The following is a 15,384-nucleotide window of genomic DNA, read 5'->3' as shown; positions in this document are numbered from 1 at the left end:
CGGCCTTCTCGCTGAACTACGGCGGTCAGCGGTCCACGAGCCGGTCGAACTGCGTGGTGGTGTGCCGCAGATGGGCCACCAGCTCCTCACCGACCTTCGGCTCGGGCGCGTCCGCGGGGACGAACAGGATCGACACCTGCATGTGCGGCGGTTCGGCGAACCAGCGCTGCTTGCCGCCCCAGACGAAGGGAGAGAGGTTCCGGTTCACCGTCGCGAGGCCGGCTCGGGCGACGCCCTTGGCGCGCGGCATGACGCCGTGCAGCGCCTTCGGGGCCTCCAGGCCCACCCCGTGCGACGTTCCGCCCGCCACGACCACCAGGAAGCCGTCGGAGGCCGCCTTCTGCTGCCGGTAGCCGAAACGGTCGCCCTTGGCTACGCGCGTGACGTCGAGGACGGCGCCGCGGTACTCGGTGGCGTCGTGGTCCCCCAGCCACAGGCGCGTGCCGATGCGGGCACGGAACCGGGTCTGCGGGAACTGCTGCTGGAGCCGGACGAGATCCTCGGCCTTGAGGTGGCTGACGAACATCGTGTGCAGCGGCAGCCGGGCCGCGCGGAGCCGGTCCATCCACCCGATGACCTCCTCGACCGCGTCCGAGCCGTCGGTACGGTCCAGGGGCAGGTGGAGCGCGAAACCCTCCAGGCGGACGTTCTCGATCGCGGCGTGCAGCTGGGCCAGGTCCTGCTCACCGATGCCGTGCCGCTTCATCGAGGACATCACCTCGATCACCACACGGGCACCGACGAGGCCGTACACACCGTCTATCGACGAGACCGAGCGGATCACCCGGTCCGGCAGCGGCACCGGCTCCTCGCCGCGCCGGTAGGGCGTCAGCACCAGCAGGTCCCCGCTGAACCAGTCCTTGATCCGGGCGGCTTCGTACGTCGTGCCGACGGCGAGGACGTCCGAGCCCAGCCGCGTGGCCTCCTCCGCCAGCCGCTCGTGCCCAAAACCGTAGCCGTTGCCCTTGCAGACCGGCACGAGGCCGGGGAACTGCTCCTGCACGTGCTTGTGGTGCGCCCGCCAGCGCGCGGTGTCGACGTAGAGCGTGAGCGCCATGGCCGGACCTGGAACCTTTCTCGTGGTTGCCGTGTGTCAGAGGTATAGAAGCACTGAACGGGACATCAACGACGCGACATGTAGATGTCGAGCGCCTTGTGCAGCAGCTTGTTGAGCGGGAAGTCCCACTCGCCGAGGTACTCGGCCGCCTGGCCACCGGTGCCCACCTTGAACTGGATCAGGCCGAAGAGGTGGTCGGTCTCGTCCAGCGAGTCCGAGATGCCGCGCAGGTCGTAGACGGTCGCGCCGAGCGCGTAGGCGTCCCGCAGCATCCGCCACTGCATCGCGTTCGACGGCCGGACCTCGCGGCCGATGTTGTCGGAGGCGCCGTAGGAGTACCAGACGTGTCCGCCGACGATCAGCATCGTCGCCGCCGACAGGTTCACGCCGTTGTGCCGCGCGAAGTACAGCCGCATGCGGTTGGGGTCCTCGGAGTTGAGGGCCGTCCACATGCGCTGGAAGTACGACAGCGGGCGCGGCCGGAAGTGGTCGCGCACGGCCGTGATCTCGTACAGTCGCTGCCATTCCTCGAGGTCCTGGTAGCCGCCCTGGACGACCTCGACGCCGGCCTTCTCGGCCTTCTTGATGTTGCGGCGCCACAGCTGGTTGAAGTTCTTGTGGACCTCTTCCAGGGAACGGTTCGCCAGCGGAACCTGGTAGACGTAGCGCGGCTGGACGTCGCCGAAGCCCGCGCCGCCGTCCTCGCCCTGCTGCCAGCCCATGCGGCGCAGCTTGTCGGCCACCTCGAACGCGCGCGGCTCGATGTGATCGGCCTCGATGTCCCGCAGCCGCTTCACGTCAGGGTTCTGGATGCCCGCCTTGATGGAGGTGGCCTCCCAGCGCCGGATGATCACCGGCGGTCCCATCTTCACCGAGAAGGCACCCTGCTGCTTCAGGTGCGCCAGCATCGGCTCGATCCACTCCTGCAGATTCGGCGCGAACCAGTTGATGACCGGGCCCTCGGGCAGGTACGCGAGGTAGCGCTTGATCTTGGGAAGCTGCCGGTAGAGGACGAGACCCACGCCGACCAGCTCGCCGGTGCGCTCGTCGAACCAGCCGAGGTTCTCGGAGCGCCACTCCGCCTTGACATCAGCCCAGGCCGGGACCTGCATGTGGCTCGCCGACGGCAGGCTCTGGATGTAGGCCAGATGCTGCTCTCGACTGATGGTCCTCAGGGTCAGGCTCATTCGGGGCGCTCCTCGGGCTGGTGTGTCCCCATGGGTTCAGGGGCTCCGGCTCTCGCGCGAAGCCTACTGCGCCGTGGGAGCGCGCCGGTTGGGCGTACGGAACCTGCGCCCCGGCCCTACGACGGCCGGGGCGTCGTCCGCTGTTCGAGAAGGGGTGCTCTGGCGTCAGCCGATGAGGCCGCCGTGCATCATGCCCAGGAAGAAACCGACGCCCGACGCGCCCAGCCCCAGGATCAGGCCGAAGCGCTCACGCGTCGTCTCCGAGACCCACTGGCCGTAGGCGCCCGTGAGAATGCCCACCAGGCCGGCCCAGGAGCTGAGCACGTGCAGGTCGTCGCTGATGATCGCCGTGAGGAACGCGGCGAGGCCCAGCACGAGGGTCACCGCGAGCAGCGTGTCCTGGAGGGGGTGGGGCTTGCCGTCCGTGGCGAAGAGGCCGCCGGCGGCGTTGGGTCGCAATACCTGTGCCATAGGGCACCTCCTGCGAAAGTCGGCGCATCGTAGCGCCATACACACCCGATGTGTACAGATTGGCTGCCCTCGCGACCGGATTTCAACCGGAAGCCACCGTGCGGGTAGTGTGTACCGTCCGCACCGGTGTCTGCCCATGTCACGGCAAGGGCTTCTCCACAGATCCCCTGATTGTCAGTGGTGGCCGATACCGTTGCCTACGCATCACAACCCTCCTGCCACGGAACGACCGTGGCCGCTGAGTCCGAAGGAGGTGGGTTCCACATGCGTCACTACGAGGTGATGGTCATCCTCGACCCCGACGTCGAGGAGCGCGCTGTCTCCCCGCTGATCGAGAACTTCCTCTCTGTCGTCCGTGACGGCGGCGGAAAGGTCGAGAAGGTCGACACCTGGGGTCGTCGTCGTCTCGCGTACGAGATCAAGAAGAAGCCCGAGGGCATCTACTCGGTCATCGACCTGCAGGCCGAGCCTGCGGTCGTCAAGGAGCTCGACCGCCAGATGAACCTGAACGAGTCGGTCCTCCGGACCAAGGTCCTCCGTCCCGAGATGCACTGAGCTTCACGCTCAGCTGATCCCGGGATTCGAGTAGCAAGCAGCCAGAGCAAACCCGCCGAGAGGTTCCCCCATGGCAGGCGAGACCGTCATCACGGTGGTCGGCAATCTTGTCGACGACCCCGAGCTGCGCTTCACCCCCTCCGGTGCGGCCGTCGCGAAGTTCCGTGTCGCGTCCACTCCCCGCACCTTCGACCGCCAGACGAACGAGTGGAAGGACGGCGAGAGCCTGTTCCTGACCTGCTCGGTCTGGCGTCAGGCGGCGGAGAACGTCGCGGAGTCGCTCCAGCGAGGCATGCGCGTCATCGTGCAGGGCCGGCTGAAGCAGCGGTCCTACGAGGACCGTGAGGGTGTCAAGCGCACGGTCTACGAGCTGGACGTCGAGGAAGTCGGCGCCAGCCTGCGCAACGCCACGGCCAAGGTCACCAAGACCAGCGGCCGCGGTGGCCAGGGCGGTTACGGCGGCGGCAGTGGCGGCGGCCAGGGTGGCGGCGGCTGGGGCGGCGGCCCCGGCGGCGGCCAGCAGGGCGGCGGAGCTCCTGCCGATGACCCGTGGGCGACCGGCGCTCCCGCCGGTGGCAGCCAGGGCGGCGGTGGCGGCGGCTGGGGTGGAAACTCCGGCGGCGGCGGTGGCGGCGGCTACTCGGACGAGCCCCCCTTCTAAGGGCGGGTTCGCACCCACACTTCTTGATCCCACAGGAGATACACCATGGCGAAGCCGCCTGTGCGCAAGCCGAAGAAGAAGGTCTGCGCTTTCTGCAAGGACAAGGTCACGTACGTGGACTACAAGGACACGAACATGCTGCGGAAGTTCATTTCCGACCGCGGCAAGATCCGTGCCCGCCGCGTGACCGGCAACTGCACGCAGCACCAGCGTGACGTCGCCACGGCCGTGAAGAACAGCCGTGAGATGGCGCTGCTGCCCTACACGTCCACCGCGCGATAAGGGAAGGGTGACCGACTCATGAAGATCATCCTCACCCACGAGGTCTCCGGCCTCGGCGCCGCTGGCGACGTCGTCGACGTCAAGGACGGCTACGCTCGCAACTACCTGATCCCGCGGAAGTTCGCGATCCGCTGGACCAAGGGTGGCGAGAAGGACGTCGAGCAGATCCGTCGTGCTCGCAAGATCCACGAGATCCAGACCATCGAGCAGGCCAACCAGGTGAAGGCCCAGCTCGAGGGCGTCAAGGTCCGTCTGGCCGTCCGCTCGGGCGACGCCGGTCGTCTCTTCGGTTCCGTCACCCCGGCCGACATCGCGTCCGCGATCAAGGCTTCCGGTGGCCCCGAGGTCGACAAGCGCCGCATCGAGCTGGGCTCGCCGATCAAGACGCTGGGCGCTCACGAGACGTCCGTGCGTCTGCACCCCGAGGTTGCCGCCAAGGTCAACGTCGAGGTCGTCGCGGCCTGAGTGCCGCGCTCGCTGAAGCAGTGAGCGATGGGGTCGTGCCCTGCGGGGCGCGACCCCATCGTCGTGTCTGGCGTGGGATTCCGTCTCCGGACGGCGGAACCGGTTTCACGTGAAACGGTCCGGTCTGGGGAGCGTCCCTGTTTCACGTGAAACCGTCGATGTTTCACGTGAAACGGTCAGCGGGTCGCGCCCGTCACGATCCAGCGCCCCGAGCGGCTGCGGAGCCACAGGGTCAGCATCCGCACGGTCATCATCAGCGTCATGGTGGCCCACAGCGCGGTGAGCCCGCCGCCCAGCACCGGCACCAGCAGAGCTGCCGGGGTGAACACCGCGAGAGTGAGCAGCATCGCCCAGGCGAGATAGGGGCCGTCGCCGGCACCCATCAGCACGCCGTCCAGCACGAAGACGATGCCGGAGATCGGCTGGGCGAGGGCGACGATGGCCAGGGCAGGCAGGGCCACGTCCTTGACCGCGGGGTCGCTGCTGAACAGGGGCAGGAACACCGGGCGGGTGATGACCACCAGGATGCCGAGGACGACCCCGACGGCGACGCCCCACTCGACCATCCGACGGCAGGCGTCACGGGCGCCCTGGGCGTCACCGGCTCCGAGGTAGCGGCCGATGATGGCCTGCCCCGCGATGGCGATGGCGTCGAGGGCGAAGGCGAGCAGACTCCACAGGGACAGGATGATCTGGTGGGCCGCGATGTCGGCGTCTCCGAGCCGGGCGGCGACCGCCGTGGCGATCATCAGGATCGCCCTCAGGGAGAGGGTGCGCACGAGCAAGGGCACACCCGCCTGCGCGGATGCTCTGATCCCTGCGGCGTCCGGACGCAGCGAGGCACCATGCTTGCGGGCGCCCCGCAGGACCACCACGAGGTAGACGGCGGCCATGCCGCACTGCGCTATGACCGTGCCCCAGGCGGAGCCGGCGATCCCCAGGTCGGCTCCGTAGACGAGCCCGGCGTTGAGGGCGCCGTTCGCGACGAATCCGGCGATGGCGACGTAGAGCGGGGTCTTTGTGTCCTGCAGGCCGCGCAGGACGCCGGTCGCGGCGAGGACGACGAGCATGGCGGGGATGCCGAGCACGGAGATGCGCAGGTAGGTGGTGGCGTAGGGGGCTGCCGCCTCCGACGCCCCGAAGAGATCCACGAGGTGGGGTGCCGTGGGCAGGGCGGCGGCCACGACGGCGGCGCCGAGGAGCAGCGCCAGCCAGATGCCGTCCATGCCCTGACGGATGGCGGCCTGGAGATCACCCGCGCCGACGCGGCGGGCGACCGCCGCCGTGGTGGCGTAGGCGAGGAAGACGAAGACGCTGACGGCGGTCATCAGCAGGGCCGAGGCGACACCGAGACCGGCGAGCTGGGCCGTGCCCAGATGGCCGACGATGGCGGTGTCGGCCAGCAGGAAGAGGGGCTCGGCGACGAGTGCGCCGAAGGCCGGCACGGCCAGCGCGACGATCTCACGGTCGTGCTGTCTCCGGCCGTCTCGACGGCGCGCGGGGGCCTGTGTCATGTGCACCAATCTAATCGTCCACAGGTAAGAGATGCAAAGCTTTTGTGACCCTTACTTTTCGTTCCGGGGTGCGCACTGCTGTGCACCTTTCGAAGCGATCTTGCGCCGCTTGGTGAAGTTTTTCTTCTGCACAGCCGGTGGATGGCAAAGGTGCAGGTCAGAGAGGTTTGGTTAGGTAGGGGTGCTGCTTGTTCACAGGCCTGTCCACCGGGTCGTGCACAGGTTTGGCCGAGTTCTCCACAGCATCTGGGCCGTCGTCCACATGGCCTGTGGATAACCAGATTGGCTGACGGTGCCGAGAGGCCTACCGTGGTCCGGCGCCCGCTCCGTCCGCCGGTTTTCGAAACGCCACAAAACCGGCGCCAGCCAACCGGAGTTGGGCCTCTCATTTGTCAGTGCCGTGCCGTAGAACAGAGAGGCACGGCGAGGTCTGCTGCGGCGGACGGGAGGAGGTGGCTCGGTGAGCATTTCCGAGCCCTTGGACGACCCGTGGGCCGACAGCGGGCCCAGTGATCGTCTGCCCTCCTCCCGCCGCCGGGGCGACGGCGCCCGGGCCCGCGAGGAACAGCACGAGCGCGGTCCGGACAACGGGGTGTGGGACGGCGGCTCGGGCACGTCGTTCGAGCGGGTGCCCCCGCAGGACATCGAGGCCGAGCAGTCCGTCCTCGGCGGCATGCTGCTGTCCAAGGACGCCATCGCCGACGTCGTCGAGATCCTCAAGGGCCACGACTTCTACAAGCCGGCGCACGAGACGATCTACCAGGCCGTCCTCGACGTCTACGCCAAGGGCGAGCCGGCCGACCCGATCACGATCGCGGCCGAGCTCACCAAACGCGGAGAGATCAACAAGGTCGGCGGGGCCTCCTATCTGCACACCCTCGTCCAGACGGTGCCCACGGCGGCCAACGCGGCCTACTACGCGGAGATCGTCCACGAGCGTGCGGTCCTGCGCCGCCTGGTCGAGGCGGGCACGCGGATCACGCAGATGGGATACGCGGCCGACGACGACGTGGACGAGATCGTCAACCGCGCCCAGGCTGAGATCTACGCCGTCACCGAGCAGCGCACCAGTGAGGACTACCTGCCGCTCGGCGACATCATGGAGGGCGCTCTCGACGAGATCGAGGCGATCGGCTCGCGCAGCGGCGAGATGACCGGCGTGCCCACGGGATTCACGGACTTCGACTCGCTCACCAACGGCCTGCACCCCGGCCAGATGATCGTCATCGCCGCACGTCCCGCCATGGGTAAGTCGACGCTCGCGCTCGACTTCGCCCGTGCGGCCTCGATCAAGAACAACCTGCCGAGCGTGATCTTCTCCCTCGAGATGGGGCGCAACGAGATCGCGATGCGTCTGCTGTCCGCCGAGGCCCGGGTCGCCCTGCACCACATGCGCTCCGGCACGATGACCGACGACGACTGGACGCGTCTGGCCCGGCGGATGCCGGACGTCTCCGCCGCTCCGCTCTACATCGACGACTCCCCGAACCTGTCGATGATGGAGATCCGCGCGAAGTGCCGTCGCCTCAAGCAGCGCAACGACCTGCGGCTGGTCGTCATCGACTACCTCCAGCTGATGCAGTCCGGCGGGTCCAAGCGGGCGGAGAGCCGTCAGCAAGAGGTCTCGGACATGTCCCGTAACCTCAAGCTGCTCGCCAAGGAACTGGAGATCCCCGTCATCGCGCTCTCCCAGCTGAACCGTGGCCCCGAGCAGCGCACGGACAAGAAGCCGATGGTCTCCGACCTGCGTGAGTCCGGTTCCATCGAGCAGGACGCCGATATGGTCATCCTGCTGCACCGCGAGGACGCCTACGAGAAGGAGTCGCCCCGCGCGGGCGAGGCGGACCTGATCGTGGCCAAGCACCGAAACGGCCCGACCGCGACGATCACCGTCGCCTTCCAGGGCCACTACTCGCGGTTCGTGGACATGGCGCAGACCTGATCCACGCCGCGCGGTGACAAGACGCGCGGTAAAAGAAGTCGACTCCTGCGACCGGGCCGGATGGACTGGGCCCATGACGACACCTCAGGAAGAGCTGCTTCCCGCCACGCGGCGCGCACTGCTGCACCGGATCGCCGTGGCACAGGCTGAGGGACGGGCGCCGTCGTTGGTCGCGGCCGTGGTCCGGGACGGCCGGGTGGTGTGGCACGGGGCCCGGACATCGGTGGAGGGGCACGGGCCCGATCACACCGTGCAGTACCGGATCGGCTCGATCACCAAGACCTTCACCGCCGTCCTCGTGATGCGGCTGCGCGACGAAGGACTGCTCGGGCTCGGGGATCCGCTGGAGAAGCATCTGCCGGGTACGGGCGCGGGGGAGGCCACGATCGCCGAACTGCTCGCGCACACGAGCGGGTTGGCGGCCGAGACGCCCGAGCCCTGGTGGGAACGCACCCCGGGATCCCTGCGGCCGGAGTTGTCCGACGTCCTCGGCGAGCAGCCCTTTGTGCACCCCGTCGGCCGGCGGCACCACTACTCCAATCCCGGTTACACGCTGCTGGGCGCGCTCGTGGAGGAACTGCGCGGGACCTCATGGGAGGAGGCACTACGGCGCGAAGTGCTCGAACCCCTGGGGCTGGACCGGACGAGCGTACGGCCGAGTACCCCGCATGCGGGCGGATGGGCGGTGCACCCCTGGGCCGACGTGCTGCTGCCCGAGCCCGCCGAGGACCTCGGCCGCATGGCACCCGCGGGGCAACTCTGGTCGACCACCGCGGACCTGGCCCGGTTCGCGGCCTTCCTCGTGCGGGGCGACGAGCGGGTGCTGAGCCCCGAGTCCCTGCTGGAGATGCGCACCCCGGCGGCGCCCGCGGAGGCCGTGGACGTCATGTCCGGCGACGCCTACGGCCTCGGCCTGCAGATCCAGCACCGCCACGGCCGCCTGCTCGTGGGGCACAGCGGATCCCTGCCGGGCTTCCTGGCGAACGTCAGCATCAGCGTGGAGGACGACGTGGCGGCGGTCGTCCTGGCCAACTGCACCTCGGGTCCCTTGGTGTCGGCGGTCGCCGCCGACCTTGTCCGCATCGTCGCCGAGGCGGAGCCGCGCGTTCCCGCTCCGTGGGCCCCCATGCGTGAGGTGGAGCCGGCGGTGCTGAAGCTGGCGGGACAGTGGTACTGGGGGACGTACGCCTTCGCCTTGCGGCTCACGGCCGACGGGCTCGTCTCCTTGGAGCCGCTGTCCGGCAACGGGCGCCGCTCGCGCTTCCGCCCGAACGGGGATGGCACCTGGACCGGCCTGGAGGGCTACTACGCCGGAGAGCTGCTCAAGGCCGTACGGAGGCCGGACGGATCCGTGAGCCATCTGGACCTCGGTTCGTTCGTGTTCACGCGGCAGCCGTACGACGAGACGGCTCCGGTGCCCGGAGGGGTCGACCCCGAGGGCTGGCGCGGGATCGGCTGAGCGGAAGGCAGACGGAGGCGCCCGTGTTTCACGTGAAACACGGGCGCCTCCGTCTATCGGTCAGAGCTGGAGCTTGAAGCCCGTGTGGGAGGCCGTGAAGCCGAGCCGCTCGTAGAAGCGGTGGGCGTCGGTGCGGGACTTGTCGGAGGTCAGCTGGACCAGCTGACAGCCCGCCTCACGGGACTCGCCGATGGCCCACTCGATGAGCCGGGACCCCAGACCGCTGCCGCGCTCCTCGGCGTGGACGCGCACGCCTTCGATGATCGACCTGATCGCGCCGCGCCGGGACAGCCCGGGGATGATCGTGAGCTGGAGCGTGCCGACGACGCGGCCCTCGCGGACCGCCACGACCAGGCGCTGGTTCGGGTCGGTGCTGAGCCGCTCGAGCGCGGTCAGGTACGGGGTGAGGTCGTCCGGTGACTCGCGCTGTGCGCCCAGCGGGTCGTCCGCCAGCAGGTCGACGATCGCCGGGACGTCACCGGCGACGGCGGTGCGTATTTCAAGATCTCCCATGGGTGCACCGTACGCAGGTCGGCACCGGGGTGGCTTATGCGGGCACCGGGGCCTTCAGCGTCTCGACGACCTGGACCAGCGGGGCCAGTTCGGGGTTTTTCGCCGCCTCGTCGAGGGCTTCGCGCAGGGCGGCGTCATTGGTCGGCCGCGCCTCTTCCAGCAGCTTCAGGCCCGCCTCGGTGACGTTCGTGTAGATGCCCCGGCGGTCGGTGGGGCACAGGTAGCGCTCCAGGAGCCCACGGTCCTCCAGACGGGTCACCAGGCGTGTGGTGGCGCTCTGACTGAGGACGACCGCGTCGGCGACCTGCTTCATCTGCAGATGGCCGCCGTCGCCGTCGTGCTGTCGGCTGAGCACGTCCAGCAGGGAGTACTCGCGCGCGCTGAGGTCGTGCTTCGCCTGCAGGGCGCGCTCGATGTGGGCCTCGATCCTCCCGTGCAGCAGGGAGAGGGCGCACCAGCCCTGGGCGAGGGCGGTGAGCGCGGGGTCCGTCGCTGTCATTGGGGTTCCTCCGTCCCGGAGCCGCTGACATCCAGGATAGAGCACCGGCGCAATATAGGGCGGTTGCACTTAGCCCGCGTGTGCAACTATTGTGGACGCACGCAAAGCGCTCCTGCAATCGTTTGGGAAGGTTACCCCTCCATGCCTCTCGCGCTTCTGGCCCTCGCGATCGGGGCCTTCGGGATCGGAACGACAGAGTTCGTGATCATGGGCTTGCTGCCCGAGGTCGCGGGCGACTACGGGGTCTCCATCCCCACCGCCGGATACCTGGTCACCGGCTACGCGCTCGGCGTCATGTTCGGCGCCCCGCTGATGACCGTCCTCGGCACCAAGATCTCCCGCAAGCGGATGCTGATGCTGCTGATGGGCCTGTTCGTCATCGGCAACCTGCTCTCGGCGCTCGCCCCCGGCTTCGGCGTCATGCTGATCGGCCGGATCGTCGCCTCGCTGGCCCATGGCGCCTTCTTCGGCATCGGCTCGGTCGTCGCCGCCGATCTGGTCGCCCCGGACAAGAAGGCCGGAGCCATCGCCATGATGTTCACCGGCCTGACCGTCGCCAACGTCGTCGGCGTCCCGCTCGGCACGCTCGTGGGGCAGTCCGTCGGCTGGCGGGTCACCTTCGGCATCGTCGCCGCCCTCGGTGTCATCGGCCTGCTCGGCATCGCCCGGCTCGTCCCCGACATGCCCAAGCCGGAGGGTGTGCGCCTGCGACACGAGCTGGCCGCCTTCAAGAACGTTCAGGTGCTGCTCGCGATGGCGATGACCGTCCTCGGCTTCGGCGGTGTCTTCGCCGCCATCACCTACATCGCGCCGATGATGACCCACGTCGCCGGCTTCGCCGACGGCTCGGTGACCTGGCTGCTGGTCCTGTTCGGCCTCGGCATGGTCGGCGGCAACCTCGTCGGCGGCAGGTTCGCCGACCGCGCCCTGATGCCCATGCTGTACGTCTCCCTGGGTGCCCTGGCCGTCGTCCTGGCGTTGTTCACGCTCACCGCGCACGACAAGGTCCTGTCGGCCGTCACGATCGCGCTGATCGGCGCCCTGGGCTTCGCCACCGTCCCCCCGCTCCAGAAGCGGGTCCTCGACCAGGCGCACGGCGCCCCGACCCTGGCCTCCGCGGTGAACATCGGCGCCTTCAACCTCGGCAACGCCCTGTCCGCCTGGCTCGGCGGCCTGGTGATCGCGGCGGGCCTCGGCTACACCGCCCCCAACTGGGTGGGTGCCGCCCTCGCCGCCGGTGCCCTGCTCCTGGCCGTCCTCTCGGCCGCCCTGGAGCGCCGCGCCGGTGTGCCCAGCACGGTCATCACCGGGCCGGCTCCCGCCGAGCAGCGGGCCGCCGTCCACCACTGAGCGGCCGGACCACTCCGACCCGTCCCACCCGCACAACCTCCAGGAGAACCACCCCCATGAGCACCACCACCGCTGTCGCCCCGCTGACCACCCAGGACGCCGACGCCCTTGTCGCCGCCGCGAGCCGTGCCGCCGAAGCCGCGGGCGTCACCGTCAGTGTCACCGTCCTGGACGCGGGCGGGCACCTGCTCGCCTTCCGGCGGGACGACCGCGCCGTGCTGATCTCCGGCGAGACCAGCACCCGCAAGGCCTACACGGCGCTCCAGCTGAACGCGCCCACCGCCGACCTCGTCGACGCCGTACAGCCCGGAGGCCTCTTCCACACCCTGCCCACCGCGCTCGACCGGCCGCTGCTGTTCATCGCCGGCGGTGTGCCGGTGCACCGCGACGGCCGCCTCATCGGCGCGATCGGCGTCGGTGGCGGAGCCCCCGAGCAGGACCACGCCTTCGCCACGGCCGCCGTGGAAGCCCTCGCCTGACCGCCAGGGTCCTCGGATAGCGACGCCGGTTCCCCGATGCCCGGGGAGCCGGCGTTCGGCGTGTCCAGGCCCGTCAGCCCGCCGCGACCGTGACCGGAGCGAAGCGCCGGCTCCAGTCTCCGGGCAGCTCGGTGAGGCCGTACGTCATCACCGAGTTGAAGGCGACGGATGCCAGACCGCGCTCCTTCACCCAGGTGAGCAACTCCTCGTGTCGCACGTCGATGTCGGTGCGCAACGGGCGGTCGGTGCGGGCCGCGAGAGACGCGATGAGAGCTTGGGCCACGACCGTGTCCCGGGCGATGAGCGGACCGACGACGTGTGTCGCCATGTTGGGCCAGGCGGCCGCGTAGCCGACGATCCGCCCGTCCTCCTCGGCCACGCGCAATTGGTCGGCGAAGGCGGGCAGTCGGGTGACGATGTGGGTGCGGTCGGTCCCGAAGACCTGCTCGTCGAGCCGGAGGATCGCCGGGAGGTCCTCGGCGGTCGCCGCACGGGTGGCGACCGCCGGCTCCGGTCCACCGGGGGTGAAGCGCCCCACCACCATCTCCGCCCGTCCGGTGGCCTTGAAGCCGAGTTCCTCGTAGAGCGGGCGGCCGTTCGGCGTCGCGTGCAGGGTGAGAGGCGTGGTGCCCATCGCTGAGATGACGTGGCGCATCAGCCGGCGTCCGACGCCCTGCCGGGCGTGCCGTCCGGCGACCAGGACCATGCCGATCGCGGCGAGGGCGGGGCGTTCGTGCGGTCCGTACTCGGTGACGACGCAGGCGCTGACCAGGCCGCCATCGGGGTCGTCGATGCCCCAACCCTTCCCGGAGGTGAGGAGGAAGCCCCACTTGTGCTCCTCCCGTGGCCACCCCCGGTCCTCGGACAAATCGGCGCAGGCGGCGAGATCGCGCAGCGTCAGACGGCGGATGGGCAGAGCGGCAAGGGAAGGAGTCGACACGCAGGTCAGGCTGTCCGACAGGAGCCCTCGGCGTCCACCTGTTTCGGCGGAGTCATACGAGCTTTTGGCCAGTTGCAGTCGCGTGCGGAGCGCGTGTACGCGAAGTTGCTGTTTCACGTGAAACACGTAAGAACAGCAGGTGACCGATGGGGAGGGGCAATGCGTCCATTCCGCGCGCCAGTTGCTCCCTCGATGATTCGCGTCCTGCCCTCATTCGTGACGGGGGCAGGGGGGACTTGTGTGCACAGCGGCTGCCGGTAGGGTCGACTCCGGTTCGCGTCAGGGACGGGTGACCCGTTTCGTGTGGACCGAGTGTAGGCAATGCAGCTTAAAGGGACGGAGAGATCGAAAACCCGCGTTTCCGGTTAATGCGACGAGAACCGCCCAGGCGAGTGGGAAGCTCGAAGAGAGTACTGCGGGCAATGTCACACTCTCGCCTTACTTGTCCGTACGGCGCCGGATCAGGGGTTGAATGTGGCCGCATTGGCCGCGACAGGGATGGGAACACGGCCCGTCCACGGGGGAAGCAGGCACCTTCCCACGGGGAAGTGCGCAGACCGACCGAAAGATGCTCGAGGCGAGGCACACCATGGACGCTCCGACCACCACGTCGGCCGACAACGGCACTTCTGGCGGCGGGGGCGAATGGTTCACGCCCCGGAAGAAGCCGCAGCCTGTCAGCGAGCCCGGCCCGGCGGAACGGCCCGCTCCCGCGGGAGGACGCCGCCCGGCGGCGATACGCCCCGTCGGCCGGCCCACGGCCCCGTCGACGGGTCCCGCGCCCACGACGCTCACCCCGGCACCCTTCGCCTCGAGTGTGGCACCTCCCGCCGCCTCACGTGTCCCTGCCCAGCGGCCCGCACCGGCGCCGTCGCCCTCCGCTCCCGAGGCGTCCCCGGACGCCCTCCTCGTCCGCCGTGCCATGGCCGAGGTCACCCCCGTGGCCGACAAGGTCACCTCGTACTTCTACGCCCTGCTCTTCGTCCGCCATCCCGATCTGCGGTCACTGTTCCCCGCGTCGATGGACACCCAACGGGACCGGCTGCTCCGGGCGCTGCTCACGGCCGCCGAGCACATCGACAACACCGACGTCCTCGTCGACTACCTCCAGAATCTCGGCCGGGGGCACCGCAAGTACGGCACCCGGCCCGAGCACTACCCGGCCGTCGGCGAGTGCCTCATCGGCGCGCTGAGCAAGTACGCCGCGGGGGTCTGGAACGAGGAGATGGAGGCCGCCTGGGTCCGGACCTACACCACCATCTCGCAGATCATGATCGACGCCGCGGCCGCCGACGAACTGCGGGCACCGGCCTGGTGGTACGCCGAGGTCGTCACCCACGAGCTCAGAACCCCGGACGTGGCGGTCGTCACCGTCCGGCCCGACCAGCCGTATCCGTTCCTCGCGGGGCAGTACACCAGCGTGGAGACCCCCTGGTGGCCGCGGATCTGGCGGCACTACTCCTTCGCCTCGGCGCCGCGCTCCGACGGTCTGCTGTCGTTCCACGTGAAGGCCGTTCCGGCCGGCTGGGTCTCCAACGCCCTGGTGCACCGCGCCCGCCCCGGTGACATCATCCGGCTGGGCCCGCCCGCCGGTTCCATGACCGTGGACCACACCACCGACAGCGGGCTGCTCTGCCTGGGCGGCGGCACCGGCATCGCCCCCATCAAGGCGCTGGTCGAGGACGTCGCCGAGCACGGGGAGCGCCGCCCGGTCGAGGTCTTCTACGGCGCCCGCACCGACCACGACCTGTACGACATCGACACGATGCTCCGCCTCCAGCAGACGCACCCCTGGCTCTCGGTCCGCGCGATCATCGACCAGCAGGCGCACCAGCAGCTCCCGGACGCCGTACGCGCCTACGGGCCGTGGAACGAGTACGACGCCTACCTGTCGGGCCCGCCGGGGATGATCCGCAGAGGTGTGGACACCCTGAGGGACATCGGCATCCCGTCGGACCGCATACGGCACGACTCCATCGAGGAACTGGTCTCCGCCGGGAACTGATCCGC

General features: G+C 69.4%; 16 protein-coding genes. 9 read left to right on the top strand and 7 right to left on the bottom strand.

Annotation, left to right across the window (positions count from 1 at the left end):
• Window positions 1-25: 25 nt before the first annotated feature.
• The 3 genes from ABTZ58_RS03380 to ABTZ58_RS03370 all read right to left on the bottom strand — a co-directional run bounded on the left by ABTZ58_RS03380 (window position 26) and on the right by ABTZ58_RS03370 (window position 2,715).
• Window positions 26-1,057, bottom strand: a complete 1,032-nt coding sequence (locus tag ABTZ58_RS03380) for an alanine racemase (RefSeq protein ID WP_351349899.1) — start codon at window positions 1,055-1,057, stop codon at window positions 26-28.
• Between the two features lie 65 nt (window positions 1,058-1,122).
• Window positions 1,123-2,244: a peptidoglycan bridge formation glycyltransferase FemX gene (gene femX / locus ABTZ58_RS03375; RefSeq protein ID WP_309093684.1), complete on the bottom strand. Its 1,122-nt coding sequence runs from the start codon at window positions 2,242-2,244 to the stop codon at window positions 1,123-1,125.
• A 165-nt stretch (window positions 2,245-2,409) separates the two neighbouring features.
• Window positions 2,410-2,715 carry a hypothetical protein gene (locus ABTZ58_RS03370; RefSeq protein ID WP_351349896.1) on the bottom strand — a complete coding sequence of 102 codons (306 nt, stop codon included), beginning with the start codon at window positions 2,713-2,715 and terminating at the stop codon, window positions 2,410-2,412.
• Window positions 2,716-2,979: 264 nt separating this feature from the next.
• On the opposite strand from ABTZ58_RS03370, the gene rpsF reads away from it, so the two are divergent.
• From rpsF to rplI, 4 genes are all read left to right on the top strand, one after another.
• Window positions 2,980-3,270 (top strand): 30S ribosomal protein S6, encoded by a 291-nt coding sequence (rpsF, locus tag ABTZ58_RS03365; RefSeq protein ID WP_030237450.1) that lies wholly within the window; start codon window positions 2,980-2,982, stop codon window positions 3,268-3,270.
• Window positions 3,271-3,340: 70 nt separating this feature from the next.
• On the top strand, window positions 3,341-3,931 hold the full coding sequence (locus tag ABTZ58_RS03360; RefSeq protein WP_351349894.1) for a single-stranded DNA-binding protein: 591 nt from the start codon (window positions 3,341-3,343) through the stop codon (window positions 3,929-3,931).
• Window positions 3,932-3,976: 45 nt separating this feature from the next.
• Window positions 3,977-4,213: a 30S ribosomal protein S18 gene (gene rpsR / locus ABTZ58_RS03355; protein ID WP_003949403.1), complete on the top strand. Its 237-nt coding sequence runs from the start codon at window positions 3,977-3,979 to the stop codon at window positions 4,211-4,213.
• Window positions 4,214-4,231: 18 nt separating this feature from the next.
• Window positions 4,232-4,678 carry a 50S ribosomal protein L9 gene (gene rplI, locus ABTZ58_RS03350; protein ID WP_094054815.1) on the top strand — a complete coding sequence of 149 codons (447 nt, stop codon included), beginning with the start codon at window positions 4,232-4,234 and terminating at the stop codon, window positions 4,676-4,678.
• A gap of 176 nt (window positions 4,679-4,854) precedes the next feature.
• Here rplI and ABTZ58_RS03345 read toward each other — a convergent pair whose 3' ends face one another.
• Window positions 4,855-6,192 (bottom strand): MATE family efflux transporter, encoded by a 1,338-nt coding sequence (locus ABTZ58_RS03345; protein ID WP_351349892.1) that lies wholly within the window; start codon window positions 6,190-6,192, stop codon window positions 4,855-4,857.
• A 460-nt stretch (window positions 6,193-6,652) separates the two neighbouring features.
• Here ABTZ58_RS03345 and dnaB point away from each other — a divergent pair, with 460 nt between their 5' ends.
• Both dnaB and ABTZ58_RS03335 read left to right on the top strand, forming a co-directional pair.
• Complete coding sequence (gene dnaB / locus ABTZ58_RS03340; protein WP_309093680.1) at window positions 6,653-8,134, top strand: replicative DNA helicase; 1,482 nt, start codon at window positions 6,653-6,655, stop codon at window positions 8,132-8,134.
• Window positions 8,135-8,207: 73 nt separating this feature from the next.
• Entirely contained in the window at window positions 8,208-9,593 is a 1,386-nt protein-coding gene (locus ABTZ58_RS03335; RefSeq protein WP_351349889.1) for a serine hydrolase domain-containing protein, read from the top strand.
• A gap of 60 nt (window positions 9,594-9,653) precedes the next feature.
• Here the strand turns inward: ABTZ58_RS03335 and ABTZ58_RS03330 are convergent, their stop codons facing one another.
• Both ABTZ58_RS03330 and ABTZ58_RS03325 read right to left on the bottom strand, forming a co-directional pair.
• Window positions 9,654-10,106 (bottom strand): GNAT family N-acetyltransferase, encoded by a 453-nt coding sequence (locus tag ABTZ58_RS03330; protein ID WP_351349887.1) that lies wholly within the window; start codon window positions 10,104-10,106, stop codon window positions 9,654-9,656.
• A gap of 34 nt (window positions 10,107-10,140) precedes the next feature.
• Window positions 10,141-10,605 carry a MarR family winged helix-turn-helix transcriptional regulator gene (locus ABTZ58_RS03325; protein WP_351349885.1) on the bottom strand — a complete coding sequence of 155 codons (465 nt, stop codon included), beginning with the start codon at window positions 10,603-10,605 and terminating at the stop codon, window positions 10,141-10,143.
• A 141-nt stretch (window positions 10,606-10,746) separates the two neighbouring features.
• Between ABTZ58_RS03325 and ABTZ58_RS03320 the strand changes: the two genes are divergently transcribed.
• Entirely contained in the window at window positions 10,747-11,955 is a 1,209-nt protein-coding gene (locus tag ABTZ58_RS03320; protein ID WP_351349883.1) for an MFS transporter, read from the top strand.
• Window positions 11,956-12,011: 56 nt separating this feature from the next.
• On the top strand, window positions 12,012-12,434 hold the full coding sequence (locus tag ABTZ58_RS03315; protein WP_094054822.1) for a GlcG/HbpS family heme-binding protein: 423 nt from the start codon (window positions 12,012-12,014) through the stop codon (window positions 12,432-12,434).
• A gap of 73 nt (window positions 12,435-12,507) precedes the next feature.
• On the opposite strand, the gene ABTZ58_RS03310 is transcribed toward ABTZ58_RS03315, so the two are convergent.
• Complete coding sequence (locus tag ABTZ58_RS03310; protein WP_351349881.1) at window positions 12,508-13,374, bottom strand: GNAT family N-acetyltransferase; 867 nt, start codon at window positions 13,372-13,374, stop codon at window positions 12,508-12,510.
• Window positions 13,375-13,963: 589 nt separating this feature from the next.
• On the opposite strand from ABTZ58_RS03310, the gene ABTZ58_RS03305 reads away from it, so the two are divergent.
• Window positions 13,964-15,379 (top strand): globin domain-containing protein, encoded by a 1,416-nt coding sequence (locus ABTZ58_RS03305; protein ID WP_502996001.1) that lies wholly within the window; start codon window positions 13,964-13,966, stop codon window positions 15,377-15,379.
• Window positions 15,380-15,384: the final 5 nt, after the last annotated feature.

Source organism: Streptomyces sp. NPDC094143 (assembly GCF_040303825.1).
In the GTDB taxonomy this organism is placed as follows: domain Bacteria; phylum Actinomycetota; class Actinomycetes; order Streptomycetales; family Streptomycetaceae; genus Streptomyces.
Note: the sequence above shows the minus strand (reverse complement) of the source record. Positions and strands in the feature narration are given on the sequence as shown.

Coding starts and splice junctions, on each gene's coding strand:
- ABTZ58_RS03380 (WP_351349899.1), bottom strand. CDS start 1,057: ATGGCGCTCACGCTCTACGTCGACACCGCGCGCTGGCGGGCGCACCAC.
- femX (WP_309093684.1), bottom strand. CDS start 2,244: ATGAGCCTGACCCTGAGGACCATCAGTCGAGAGCAGCATCTGGCCTAC.
- ABTZ58_RS03370 (WP_351349896.1), bottom strand. CDS start 2,715: ATGGCACAGGTATTGCGACCCAACGCCGCCGGCGGCCTCTTCGCCACG.
- rpsF (WP_030237450.1), top strand. CDS start 2,980: ATGCGTCACTACGAGGTGATGGTCATCCTCGACCCCGACGTCGAGGAG.
- ABTZ58_RS03360 (WP_351349894.1), top strand. CDS start 3,341: ATGGCAGGCGAGACCGTCATCACGGTGGTCGGCAATCTTGTCGACGAC.
- rpsR (WP_003949403.1), top strand. CDS start 3,977: ATGGCGAAGCCGCCTGTGCGCAAGCCGAAGAAGAAGGTCTGCGCTTTC.
- rplI (WP_094054815.1), top strand. CDS start 4,232: ATGAAGATCATCCTCACCCACGAGGTCTCCGGCCTCGGCGCCGCTGGC.
- ABTZ58_RS03345 (WP_351349892.1), bottom strand. CDS start 6,192: ATGACACAGGCCCCCGCGCGCCGTCGAGACGGCCGGAGACAGCACGAC.
- ABTZ58_RS03335 (WP_351349889.1), top strand. CDS start 8,208: ATGACGACACCTCAGGAAGAGCTGCTTCCCGCCACGCGGCGCGCACTG.
- ABTZ58_RS03330 (WP_351349887.1), bottom strand. CDS start 10,106: ATGGGAGATCTTGAAATACGCACCGCCGTCGCCGGTGACGTCCCGGCG.
- ABTZ58_RS03325 (WP_351349885.1), bottom strand. CDS start 10,605: ATGACAGCGACGGACCCCGCGCTCACCGCCCTCGCCCAGGGCTGGTGC.
- ABTZ58_RS03320 (WP_351349883.1), top strand. CDS start 10,747: ATGCCTCTCGCGCTTCTGGCCCTCGCGATCGGGGCCTTCGGGATCGGA.
- ABTZ58_RS03315 (WP_094054822.1), top strand. CDS start 12,012: ATGAGCACCACCACCGCTGTCGCCCCGCTGACCACCCAGGACGCCGAC.
- ABTZ58_RS03305 (WP_502996001.1), top strand. CDS start 13,964: ATGGACGCTCCGACCACCACGTCGGCCGACAACGGCACTTCTGGCGGC.